Annotated in this window: 11 protein-coding genes; 5 read left to right on the top strand and 6 right to left on the bottom strand. The window is 43.5% G+C overall.

What is annotated here, in order from left to right; all coding sequences use genetic code 11:
- Positions 1 to 2: 2 nt before the first annotated feature.
- The 6 genes from C0J08_RS08455 to C0J08_RS08480 are packed head-to-tail and all read right to left on the bottom strand — an operon-like array spanning position 3 to position 6,990.
- Positions 3 to 1,829, bottom strand: coding sequence for a BatD family protein (locus C0J08_RS08455; RefSeq protein ID WP_212655706.1), 1,827 nt, complete (start codon positions 1,827 to 1,829; stop codon positions 3 to 5).
- Positions 1,823 to 3,565, bottom strand: a complete 1,743-nt coding sequence (locus tag C0J08_RS08460) for a VWA domain-containing protein (RefSeq protein ID WP_212655707.1) — start codon at positions 3,563 to 3,565, stop codon at positions 1,823 to 1,825. Before C0J08_RS08460 ends, C0J08_RS08455 begins: the two co-directional genes overlap by 7 nt.
- On the bottom strand, positions 3,562 to 4,590 hold the full coding sequence (locus tag C0J08_RS08465) for a VWA domain-containing protein (RefSeq protein WP_212655708.1): 1,029 nt from the start codon (positions 4,588 to 4,590) through the stop codon (positions 3,562 to 3,564). The genes C0J08_RS08460 and C0J08_RS08465 overlap by 4 nt, the downstream gene beginning before the upstream one ends.
- The gene (locus C0J08_RS08470) at positions 4,583 to 5,068 is read right to left on the bottom strand and encodes a DUF4381 domain-containing protein (protein ID WP_212655709.1); all 486 of its coding nucleotides are present in this window, start codon (positions 5,066 to 5,068) and stop codon (positions 4,583 to 4,585) included. The genes C0J08_RS08465 and C0J08_RS08470 overlap by 8 nt, the downstream gene beginning before the upstream one ends.
- Positions 5,068 to 5,988, bottom strand: a complete 921-nt coding sequence (locus C0J08_RS08475; protein ID WP_212655710.1) for a DUF58 domain-containing protein — start codon at positions 5,986 to 5,988, stop codon at positions 5,068 to 5,070. Before C0J08_RS08475 ends, C0J08_RS08470 begins: the two co-directional genes overlap by 1 nt.
- Before the next feature lie 33 nt (positions 5,989 to 6,021).
- On the bottom strand, positions 6,022 to 6,990 hold the full coding sequence (locus C0J08_RS08480) for an AAA family ATPase (protein WP_212655711.1): 969 nt from the start codon (positions 6,988 to 6,990) through the stop codon (positions 6,022 to 6,024).
- 129 nt (positions 6,991 to 7,119) lie between these two features.
- Here C0J08_RS08480 and C0J08_RS08485 point away from each other — a divergent pair, with 129 nt between their 5' ends.
- The 5 genes from C0J08_RS08485 to C0J08_RS08505 all read left to right on the top strand — a co-directional run bounded on the left by C0J08_RS08485 (position 7,120) and on the right by C0J08_RS08505 (position 12,201).
- Complete coding sequence (locus C0J08_RS08485) at positions 7,120 to 7,341, top strand: DUF2835 domain-containing protein (RefSeq protein ID WP_212655712.1); 222 nt, start codon at positions 7,120 to 7,122, stop codon at positions 7,339 to 7,341.
- A gap of 69 nt (positions 7,342 to 7,410) precedes the next feature.
- Positions 7,411 to 8,451 carry a quinone-dependent dihydroorotate dehydrogenase gene (locus C0J08_RS08490; RefSeq protein WP_212655713.1) on the top strand — a complete coding sequence of 347 codons (1,041 nt, stop codon included), beginning with the start codon at positions 7,411 to 7,413 and terminating at the stop codon, positions 8,449 to 8,451.
- Positions 8,452 to 8,574: 123 nt separating this feature from the next.
- Positions 8,575 to 10,740 carry a bifunctional 23S rRNA (guanine(2069)-N(7))-methyltransferase RlmK/23S rRNA (guanine(2445)-N(2))-methyltransferase RlmL gene (rlmKL, locus tag C0J08_RS08495; protein WP_212655714.1) on the top strand — a complete coding sequence of 722 codons (2,166 nt, stop codon included), beginning with the start codon at positions 8,575 to 8,577 and terminating at the stop codon, positions 10,738 to 10,740.
- 95 nt (positions 10,741 to 10,835) lie between these two features.
- The gene (purU, locus tag C0J08_RS08500; RefSeq protein WP_212655715.1) at positions 10,836 to 11,696 is read left to right on the top strand and encodes a formyltetrahydrofolate deformylase; all 861 of its coding nucleotides are present in this window, start codon (positions 10,836 to 10,838) and stop codon (positions 11,694 to 11,696) included.
- A gap of 244 nt (positions 11,697 to 11,940) precedes the next feature.
- A complete protein-coding gene (locus C0J08_RS08505; RefSeq protein ID WP_212655716.1) occupies positions 11,941 to 12,201 on the top strand; it encodes a formyltetrahydrofolate deformylase in 261 nt (86 codons plus the stop codon).
- Positions 12,202 to 12,286: the final 85 nt, after the last annotated feature.

Consider the following 12,286-nt stretch of genomic DNA (forward strand, 5'->3'; position numbering starts at 1 on the left):
AATTAGAAGTTTGGGTAAAGAGCCTTTAATTGGCTTTCTTGAGAAGGCTTTGCTTGGCCGCTGGTGTATTCTTCTAAGGCTTCTGCAAGCGGCGCACCTTGCCATTCATGTGATGGATTATTGGAGTACAGCATTAACTCAGCTTCCATCAGCAGCTGTGTGACATGAACTGATGTCAAACGTTTAATATCATCAATGCTGTGAATTTCATTGTCTCCCCAGCGGTGACGAGCCCATTCCAACAAACGAGATCTTAGAGAAGATAAATCATTTTGCAGGCAGCATTCAATGAGAAGTTTGTAGGCACTTTGCTCATCAACTGTACTAAGGGGAGCAAACTCTTGAAGTGTTGGAACCTGTAAATTGGACTCGGCTTGTGTTTTCTTCTGCTTAATTCTAATAACAGTCCAAGTGCTAAGCATCACAATAGCAAAAACGAGTAGGGCAGCAATAAGGTAGTGTTTTAAAGTAAAACCATTATCGTTCTGAGTCAGCTCAATGTTCATCTGGTTGTTTTGTGTCGATTCAGGCTCTTTTTTTGCAGTAGGCTTAGCCAAGGATATGGGAGCAACTGAACGAGTTTGAGCGGGTAACGGATCATTGATAGAAGACTTGTTGTTGCTAATGTTATTGACTTGGCCCGAAGTATTAGGCAGTGGGGCAATATCAATGGTTTGGGTTGTGGCGCTGGCAGTATTCAGCGTCCTTGATTCCGTATTCCAATAGCTAACATTGATTTCAGGTAGTGTTAGTTTGCCTTCTTCGGTAGGAACGACTTCGACAGTTATGGTTTGTTCGCCAGTTACACCATCAACTGTCTTTAGACTATCGAATTTAGGTGGTTTTGGATACAGTTTGTAATTACGTGTGCTGTTGAAATCGAGAGTTGGGATTTGTTCTGGTAATGCCCCTTTAGCTTTGATGTTAATAGTCCAAAGGAGTGTGTCACCAATTCTTGGTGCTTCACTCGTTTTTTTAAGTGAAGTGGATACCGTAACTTTTTGGCTTGGCAGCCATGTGTCACTGGAATAGCTTGCAGGAATGGGTAAAACTTGTAGGTTTAGTGGTTCACTCTGAACCTTAATCATGCGTCTACCCGTTGACGTATTGACCATTGCTTTGATGTTCTGTGGAGGAATCGTTATTAGGCCGCTGCGTTGTGGGAATGCCAAATATTCTCGTGTAATGACCTGATATTGAGTGCCATTAATCGTCTGGTAGCTCATTTGATCGTCGGTAAGTCTTTCAATCACAAGGTCTGGATGAGAGGGAACAGAGCGGTTCGCGTTTTGTAGTGCTACCGAGGTATAAAGTTTGACATTTAGAATGACTTCTTGCTGAAGGTAAGGTTCTACTTCTGATACATCGGTCTTTACCATAACAGGAGGGTTGCCGTTGCTGTCTAGCAGTTGGGGAGAGCTTTTTACTTCCAACTTAATTGGCTGAGATGCATAGTCACCTACTTTTATCGGTGGAATTTCGATGGTTCCAACCGATTTTGGCATTAATGAAACAACCCAGAAATTTAAGGCTGTCGTTGTACCCAGATTGAAACTAAATTGGCTGTTTTGACTCTTTCCTAAAATATCGAAGTTGTCTTTTAACGGGGTTAAATCTGGCCCATTTCCTGTATCGGAAAAGTCTGCTCGTAAAGTAAGCTGAACAACTTCGTTTTCAGTAGTGACATTTTTATCGAGGGACGCTGTGACGCTTGCGGCGTGAAGAGAGCTTGATAATGTAATAAAAAGCAGAGTGGTCATTAGTGAGAAAAACAAGCGAGTTAGCTTGTTTTGCGAAATTAATGAAAGGAAGTGTTGCTTTATTACCATGGGTTTTGCCCATCCTCTTGGGAAAATCGATTTTCATTGCGTTTTTCTTGGTGTAAATACCAGAGTTTGCGTTTCAGTAGTAATCCCGGGTCGTCTTGAATTTGTCTTAGCCACTGATTGAGAGCCTGAGTTTTTTCTTTATCTAGTTGAGACTTGTCCGGTTGTTTCTTTTCTTGCTTGTCTGTTTTTCCGTTTTGCTCATTATCCTCAGGTGTTTTGTTTTTGTCTTGTTTTTCGTTCTTTTTATTGTCTTTTTTTGAGTCAGATGGGTCTTTTGAATCGTTTTTATCATTCGAATCGGATTGGTTAGACTGTTTGTCTTGGTTCTGGTCTTTATCTTGTTGCTTAGATTTGTCCTGCTGTTTTTGTTGTTGCTCTTTCTTTTGCTGGTCTTGCTGTTTTTTTAAATACTCTAAGTTCTCTTTAGCTTCCTTTAAGGAAGGATCTTGCTCCAGTGCTTTTTCGTATGCTTTTATGGCTTTTTCCGTATCGCCAGACAGTGCTAACGCATTACCCAAATTATAATTTTCTGCTGCATTCCTATTCACATTGCTCAGTTGTTGAATGGTTTCTGGATAATTTTTTAATGCATAGGATGATGCCGCTTTCCATTTTGGTTGCTGAAAGTATTGATCCGCAGTTTGCCAATTTCCTTGATCAACGGCCTGTTGACCTTTTTGGTCAGGCGTTAAAAACCAGTCGAGTGGCGAGGCTTGTAAGTTAGAGGAGGGAAAATAAAATAGGCTAACCAGCAGCATAAAAAGCATGCCTTTGCGAAACTGAAAAGCTAACCAAAGCAGAAAAGGTAAGGCGAGCCATTGGCCTTGTTCTATCCAATGAATGCTTTTGTTTTGTGCTTTCTGAGTTTGTTTGTCGCTTAATGTGGTATTGGTGATTTGAGCAAGTTCTTGAGGGCTTAAACGTCCTTGATGAAACCTGCCTCCAACAGACTGTGTTAGTGCTTTCAAGCCCTCAATAGGGGTGATAGGAGTTACATTATGCCCATTTTTTCTGAGGATTTGTCCATCCGGAAGTTTGATGAGAGAGGCATTTTTGGTGCCAATGGCTACTAAATCTAATTGAATATTCTTGCCTTTTAAGAGTGTAGGAATGGCTGATTTGTCCTGTTCGCTAAGGTCATCTGTTAATACGATAAAGTGAACGGGTGAAGTATCACCACTACTGAGCGATAACGCTGTTTCAAGGCCGCTGGTTAAGTTGCTGCCATACATCGGCATAATAAGTGGGTCTAAGGCGAGAAGGAAATGAGTAATGGTTTCTCTGTCTTGGCTATAAGGGCTGATGACAAAGCCTTCACCAGCGAACGCGACTAAAGCAATGTCACCTTCTTTGCTTTGGGACAATATGTCACGGATGGTTTGTTTTAGCTGTGTTTGTCGATTTGGTTGGATGTCGGTGGCATACATAGATAATGATTGATCGACAATCAAGACAGTCTTTTGTGTATTTTCAAACATTGTTGATGGTGCTTTTGTCCAACTGATGCCAGCTAAAGCAATACAGCATAGTGATATTGTCAGTATGCCCAGCCATTTATTCAGATTAGAGGCGCTGTTCTGATAAACCAAATGCTGCATTAAGTGTTGATCAACGACTTTATTGAGCGCGCTCTTGCTTGAACCTTTCGCTGTAACGAAAAACGCCAGCAACAAGATGATCGGTAGTAAAATAAGCCAATAGGGGCGGTCAATATGAATCAAATCAAACAGCATCATGATTGACCTCCTTGGTGGCGTCTATGCTTACGTTTGAAAGGCATATTCAAGTCGAGCTCTTTCCCCGTCAGTAATGCCAACCCGAAAAAGACAAGTGAAGCAAAACAAAGCCAATGGAACAGACTTGTCAAAGGTCGTTGCCAAATGTCTTCAGCGGGCGTTGGTTCTAAAGCATCAAGGGTTTTATAAATGTTTTTTAGGTCTTCAGTACTTTTTGCACGAAAATATTCACCACCTGTTTTCGCGGCAATATTCTTCAATAAAGTTTCATCAAGGTCGCTTGATGGATTAATGGCTTTTGGGCCAAAGAAGCTCTGTACAATCATACGGTCTGCGCCAATACCGATGGTATGGATTTTTACATTTTGCGAGGCGGCAAATGCAGCGGCTTGTTGTGGTTGAACTCGACCTGCTGTGTTTGCACCATCTGTCATAAGAATGAGTACTTTTTTGTCAGACGGTTTATCTTCAAGTCTTTTTATTCCCAACCCTATGGCATCACCAATGGCGGTTTGCTCACCGGCAAAACCTATCTGAGCCTCTTGTACCAATTGATTAATGGTTTTCGTATCAAAGCTGAGAGGGGCTTGCAAATAGGCTTTCGAACCGAACACTATGATGCCAATGCGGTCACCGCGACGCTCTTTGATAAAGTCGGATAGGACCGATTTCGCAGCTTCCAGACGGTTTGCTGGTTGCCCATTCAATTCCATGTCGCTGACTTGCATACTGCCAGATAAATCAAGCGCAATGAGTAAGTCTCGCCCTGATGGGGTTACCTTGGTTGGCTCGCCCAGCCAAACCGGTTGGGTCATCGCAAAGACGACTAGAATCCAAGATATTAGCAGGCTGAAGTAGCGTAGGCTTGGGCGCTTTGTTATCGCCTTGTGGTCTTGGTGATCAACTAACTGTTCGGTATTTCCCCACCAAATACCATCTCCCTTTGGCTTGGCTTTTGGTAAAAAGTACATAAGAAAGGGCACAGGTAAGAGAAGAAGGAACCAAGGCCAAGAAAGTTCAAGCATGGTGTTTCCTTATCCAATAGCAGGTGGTTTTTATCATAGTGCTGCGTTGTTCTGTTGTGAGCTCAACTTGGTTGCGGTAGGGACCATCAACAAACTTGTTACCAAGTGCAGAAAACGCCTTTTTGGTAGGCAATGACTTATCCAGTTCTTCAAACAACACTTTGGTTGGTAAAGCTGCCATTTCTGTTTTGTCTTCGCTAATAAGACAGCGTCGAACCATTTCATGGCACAGTACAATACAGTCTTTGTCCGTTAGTTCGGGCGAATGCTTGTTAATATTGGATAAAGCTTCGCGGCGATAACCACGTTTTTTATGGCGCTTAAAGGCTAAAAAAATCAACGCAATGATTAAGATGACAATCGCGGCTACAACAAGCCAAGTCCACCAAGCTGGTGGCCACATAGGAACGGACTGTGGCAGCATGTAAGCGGTGTTTGGTAGATCAATGGTTTGCTGTGGCGCTTGTGGGGCATTCATTAATGGAGTGCTCCTTGGGACAACAAGTAACGAGCAATTTTTTCAGGGGACTCAGTAAGATCAAAAATCTGATGGCGAATACCGAACGAAGCCAGTTTTTTGCGCATTAATGTGTTTTGAGTAAAAAAATCGGCTTTTGCTTTTTGCATGCTGTGTTTACTAATAGTGACCGGTTTAACTCCCTTTTCATTCGCCATCTGGTATTGGCCTGCTGGTAAATTAAAGCTATTACTATCAATGATCTGTATCCAGTGAACGGAATTGTGTTCAGCAAGCTTCAGCAATGCATTTTCTTCGTTTTGCTCCCAAGTTTGTTTGTCCGTTAGTATGATCACGTCTTTATTATGGGCTTTGCTGGTGAGTAAGCTATTTGTCCAAATGCTGTTTGTATTATGACCTTTGGCTCTATTTTCTATCTTGGCTGCGTCCTTTAAATGGCTTAATAACGTTGGCAATGTGGCCGAGGTGCTTGATTGATTGCTGGCGTGTGCTTGATTGCCATAGGCCAGTTGATAAGACAGGGTGTCACCTTGCTGCTTAGACCGCCAAGCAATAATGCCCGCAAGCTGAACATATCGTGTCGCGATAAAAGTGTGTCGGGTGCCAAAGTAAGCACTGCTAGAAAGGTCCAGTAACAATAATCTTTGATGGTCATTTTCTTGCGCATAAAGACGAGTATGGGCTTGGCCTGTTCGTGCAGTCACTCGCCAATCAATATGCCGCAAGTCGTCACTGGCTTGATAAGCCCGCAGTTCGAGCATCTCCATACCATGACCTTTTTTACGTGAGCGCCGCTCTCCTGAATGGGTGGCAAAGCGAATGGCTTTAGGAGCGCGCCCCAAATGCTTTGCATAACTTGCCAAGAGAGCGAAATGGGCGTCATCCAGCTCGGGGGATTCGGGTGATAATAATGGGCTCATCGTACTTATTGCCTTGTATGACGATTGGAAGAACTACAGTGCTGGAACGTGGCTAATTAATCGCTTTAATAGATCGTCAACGGATAATCCTGCGGCCTGTGCTTCAAAAGTCGTAATGATACGATGGCGCAATACGGGTAAAGCAATGTCGCGAACATCATCAGGGGTCACAAAATTTCGACCATTTAGTAATGCATTAGCGCGAGCGCAACGATCTAGAGCCAATGTGCCACGAGGGCTGGCGCCAAACTCAATGAGGTTTGTGCCTTTGCCTGCATCGCCTAAATACAGCTCAGGCTGACGAGTTGCCATGACCAGTTGCACTATATATTGCTCGACGCTTTCAGACATGTAGATAGATAGCGCTTTATGTTGGAGAGCGAGAATATCTTCAGGCTTGCAAACAGGCTGCGGTTTGCTAGCTGATGTTTTGTGTAAGTCTTGCTGACGCACTAATCTGAGCACATCCAATTCGCTGGCAGCACTTGGGTATCCGAGGTTGATTTTCATCATGAAGCGATCAAGTTGAGCTTCTGGTAATGGGTAGGTGCCTTCTTGCTCAATTGGGTTTTGTGTCGCTATAACAAAAAACAGCGAAGACAAAGGATAACTGTGATTACCAACGGTGACTTGGCCTTCTCCCATTGCTTCAAGCAGTGCTGATTGTACCTTAGCCGGTGCTCGGTTTATCTCATCAGCAAGCACAATGTCATTCATAATTGGGCCTGGGATGAAACTGAATTTTCCTGTTTCTTGCTGATAAATATCGGAGCCAGTCACATCACCCGGTAGTAGGTCAGGCGTGAATTGTATGCGCTGGAAACGGCTGTCTATGGCGCCTGCAAGGGCTTTGGCGGCAGTGGTTTTGGCAATCCCCGGAGGACCTTCTAGAAGTACATGACCATTAGCGATTAAAGCGACAAGTATTTCGTGGGTTAAATCTGGTTGTCCAACAACGGCGTGATTTAAATGATCTTTTAATTGCTCAATTACAGTTACCATTGAACCAAGGTTCCTTATACTTCTGTCATTAAAAGTGTCAACGCAATATAATAGTCTTCATCTTATCGGATTCAAATCTTTACGCACAGAGTGAACTCTGTAAGGGTAATGTAAGTACAGGGCGAAATAATGGCAAAAATTGTATTAAATGTGGCCTTGCCTGCATCTAAATATGAAGCTATGTATTCTGGAGCGGCAAAAAATCTCGTTGCGAGCAGTTTAGATGGACGTAAAGTTCAGCTGCCTTTGTCAGCTTTTCAGCGCTTTCTGACTCACCAAGGGATTTACGGTTTTTTTGAAGTAGAATTTGATGACACCAACAAGTTGGTTGGTGTTACTCAAATTAGATAGAACAAAATTAGATAAAATAGCTCAGAGAAAAGTATTTACCTGACTTAAAATAGCCTAGGAGCCTTAATTATGTACCAACTTGCTCGCTCGTTACTTTTTAAATTGGACCCAGAAGTGTCCCATGAATTGTCATTGGATCTTCTTGCAGCAAGTAGCCGGTTGGGAATTAACAAATTTCTAGGTGGATTACCTGCAACCAAACCTGTTGATGTCATGGGGTTACGTTTTCCCAATGCGGTTGGATTGGCGGCTGGCTTAGATAAAAATGCTGATGCTTTTGAAGCGCTAGGGGCATTAGGGTTCGGTTTTGTTGAAGTGGGAACGGTGACACCAAAAGGTCAAGCAGGTAACCCAAAACCACGTTTGTTCCGTTTGCCTGAACATGAAGCCATTATTAACCGTATGGGCTTTAATAACAAAGGCGTGGATCATTTGGTATCACGTATTAAATCTCACCGCTACCCAGGTGTATTAGGCGTCAATATTGGCAAAAATCTCACCACGTCGGTTGAAGATGCGGCCGCTGACTATTTAGCCTGCTTAGAATCGGTTATTCCATACGCAGATTACATTACGGCCAACATCAGTTCTCCTAACACGCCGGGTCTTCGTAGTTTGCAGTTTGGGGAAAGCTTGGCGCAATTAATCGCGCCATTGTCTGCTGCCAGAGATCGTTATGAAGCGGAACATGGCAAGCGTGTTCCCCTAGCTGTAAAAATCGCCCCAGATATGACCGATGATGAAATTAAAATGGTTGCGGATACACTGGTTGAACAAGGCATTGATGGTATCATTGCTACCAATACAACCTTGTCTCGCGATGCTGTTGTTGGTCATGAGTTTGAACATGAAGCCGGTGGCTTAAGCGGTGCACCAGTCCGTGATGCTTCGACGCATGTTGTTCGAGTGCTAGCTGAACATCTGAAAGACACCTTACCTATTATTGGAGTGGGAGGGATTTCCAGTGGTGCTGATGCCGTCGAAAAACTGCAAGCGGGCGCGCGTTTGGTACAGATATATTCTGGTTTTATTTACCACGGCCCAGAGTTAATTAAGGAAGCCGTAGCAAGCACTGACGCTTATTACCGAGAGCTTGATCTTGGTCTCTAAAAGATCGAATTGATAACAAGATACTACCTAATTGGATCTCTTGTTTACAAAGAGGGCGGGACACAATCCCGCCCTCTTTATGCGTTTCGAAACATTCATTGAAATTTAAAAAAGTATTTATAAATGAGCACGATATTACAGACAACTGATTCAGCAAGTCAGGTTTATGCACTAGAAATAACCTGTCCTCTTGGGTTAGAAAATGTCTTAGAAAAAGAGCTACATGGTGAGGGCCTAACGCAAACTCGATTGGGCGAAGCCCAGGTGAAGTTGACGACTGATTTAGAAGGTATGTACAAAGCATGTCTTTGGTCTCGTGTCGCCACTCGCGTTATGTTGCCAATTGCCAGCTTTAAAATGGAGTCTGCTGACGACCTATATGATGGCGTCAAGGCGATCCAGTGGTCTGACCACATGAAAGCAACCAATACGATGGCGATTGATTGTCATGGCACGAATCACCACATTCGGAACACGCAATTCGGTGCCGTTCGCGCCAAAGACGCCATTGCCGATTACTTTGTTGCCTTGTCTGGCGAACGTCCTAACGTAGAAAAAGAACAGCCCGAAGTTCGTATTGCTTTGCGCATCAAGCGTGAAGTAGTCACCGTTAGTATCGATTTATCTGGCGAAAGTATGCATCGCCGTGGTTACCGCCAGCATGGTGGCATGGCACCGCTGAAAGAAAACTTAGCAGCGGGGCTTTTGCTTCGCGCTGGTTGGGGAACGGATTGTGGTCTGACGCAATTAATCGACCCGATGTGCGGCTCTGGTACTTTTCTTGTTGAAGCCGCTTTGATGTCGTTAGATATCGCTCCAGGTTTGCGTCGCCAATATTGGGGATTCAAAGGTTGGAAGCAGCATGATCACCGTCTGTGGCAACAGCTGATGGACTTTGCCAAGAATCGTAAAAAAGACCCTGCAACCTTAGGTATTCGATTCCAAGGGACAGATCGAGAGCAAAAAGCCATAGCGGCAGCGCGCGAAAATATTAAGCGTGCTGGATTAACAGGCGTGATTGATGTGTCCATGACACCCTTCCAAGAGCATGAATTTGATATTACGCCTGATGCTCCTGGACTACTTATTACCAACCCACCGTATGGCGAGCGTATTGGTGATGAAATGGCATTGATTGCCTTGTATCGTCAGCTAGGCGAGTGGGTGGTTAATAACGTACGTGGTTGGCAGTTTATGATGCTTACCAGCAACGATCACTTGGCTCGTCAAATCCCAGTGAGGCCAGAAAAAAGCACTCGAGTGATCAATGGTGGCATTGAATGTCGCGCGTATTTGTTCCCGTTATTGGCTGGTAGCATCAAAGAAGATGTGGTGGCGCAATCTGTCATGACGCCTGGTGCGCAAATGTTTGCCAATCGTCTGCAAAAGAATGCTAAGAGGCTGAAAAAGTGGATCGCGAAAAATAAAATTCAATGTTATCGCATCTATGACGCCGACATGCCTGAGTACGCGGTTGCGATTGATGTGTATGGCGATTGGGCACATGTTCAAGAATATCAGGCACCTAAAAGTGTAGACCCAGAAAAAGCGAAGCAACGCTTATTCGAAGTGATGTCTGCTATTCCTACTGCATTGAATATTTCAGAGTCCAATGTGATCTTGAAGCAACGTCAAAGGCAGTCAGGTAAAGAGCAGTATGAAAAGCTCGATCAGTCTAAGCATGAAATGGTAGTAGAAGAGTATGGCTGTGATTTCATCGTCAACTTAAAGGACTACTTGGATACTGGATTGTTTCTTGATCATCGACCAGTGCGTAAATTGATCCAAGACAAAGCCGATGGTGTGCGCTTTCTAAACCTATTTTGTTATACGGCAACCGCTTCGGTTCATGCTGGACAAGGTGGTGCGCGCAGTTCGTTGAGTGTCGACATGTCAAACACTTACACTGAGTGGGCACGTCGTAATATTGAACTGAACGAGTTTTCAGACCGTTACCACCAAGTGGAACGTGCAGACTGTATTGAGTGGCTAAAACAAAGCCGTGATACTTTTGATTTGATTTTCATGGACCCTCCGACATTCTCTAATTCAAAGAAAATGGCCGAAGTGTTGGATATTCAGCGTGACCACGGTGAATTGGTTCGCTTGGCAATGGCTCGACTAGCCCACGGTGGTGAACTGATTTTCTCTAATAACTATCGCCGTTTTGTTTTAGACGAAGCGCTAGAGCAAGAGTTCGAGGTGCAAAATATCACTCGTGAGACCTTGGACCCAGATTTTGATCGAAACGACAAAATCCATCAGTGTTATATCATTAAACATAAATAAGTGACTCAAAAAGCGAATTCATTATAATTCGCCGACGTTTTAAGGCTGAATCTGTTGTTTAGCCTTCTAGATTTTTAAGGTTTATAAGTTTTACTATGAGAAAGAAAACATTTCGACTTGTGATTAGTTGTCCCGATAGAGTGGGGATTGTTGCGGCGGTAAGTCAATTTTTGAACGATCGTCAGGGCTCGATTATCGAAGCGAGTCACCATACGGATTTAGAGCAAAAATGGTTCTTCATGCGTCACGATATTGATGCAGAAAGTTTAAATATTGATGTAGAAACCTTCCGTAAAGAATTTGCGCCAATCGCAGAAGAGTACAATATGCGTTGGTATGTGAAGGACAGTGAAGACCGACCTAAAGTTATTTTGCTAGCGACGAAAGAGTCTCACTGCCTAAATGACATCATGCATCGTTGGCACACAGGCGAGTTGAATTGTGACATCGTTGGCGTCATTGCCAACCACGAAGATCTTCGCTCTATGGTTGAATGGTACAAAATTCCTTATTTTTGCATTCCCGTGCCAAAAGAAAACAAAATGCCAGCCTTCCAAGAAATTGAAGCCTGCATTGATTCGACAGAAGCCGACACCATTGTATTGGCGCGCTACATGCAGATTTTCCCTGAATATCTATGTGAAAAATATCGCCACAAGGTAATCAACATTCACCACAGCTTCTTGCCGTCTTTTATTGGTGCTAAACCTTATCACCAAGCGGCGGTTCGTGGTGTGAAATTGATTGGTGCGACTTGTCACTATGTGACGGCAGACCTAGATGCGGGTCCAATTATCGAGCAAGACGTGATTCGTGTCCGCCATAGTCATGCGGCAGAAGACATGGTTCGTTTAGGTAAAGACATCGAAAAGCTCGTGTTGTCTCGTGGCCTACGCTATCACTTGGAAGATCGTGTTCTAGTGCACGGCAACAAAACTGTCGTATTTGCTGAATAAAGTTAACACTGCCAGATCTTCGAAAAGGGAAGGCTTGATGCCTTCCTTTTTTTTGGCTTTTTGAAAGCATTTAACCGCGCTCTGTTACTGACTTGAGGCAAAGGTTTCTTTTTTTATTTTTTTGTAATCTTGATAGCAGAAAATTACCGTTCTTGAAAAAATTGTCTATAGTCTATAGTTAATGTGAACGATAAATGATCAATCGATTCAAATTTAAGAGACGGCAGCCAATGTGAGGTGAATAATGAAACTCAAGTTAACGCCAACTCAAAACTTATGTGTTGGGTATCTAGAATCAGGTTTTAAATTGATCCAATTGGATGACCAATATTATTTTATCAAAGGGGAGCGGCGTCAGAAGGTATTGCCGAAAACCTTAGATGCACTTGTAAACCGTGGTGCATTGGCTCATACCGAGCAGGGCGATTACATGTTAAGCGATGAGTTTATCGAACACCGTAAAAGAATGCGCGAAATGAATGATCCTAAACAGACCCGTCATTGACGGTAGAGATATAGCTACTACCTTGGCCTCATTTTTCCTTCATAGGGAGTGGGGCCTTTTTTATGCGCCAAAGGAATTATTCCCT

The sequence above is a fragment of the Marinomonas sp. CT5 genome (genome assembly GCF_018336975.1).
Taxonomy (GTDB): domain Bacteria; phylum Pseudomonadota; class Gammaproteobacteria; order Pseudomonadales; family Marinomonadaceae; genus Marinomonas.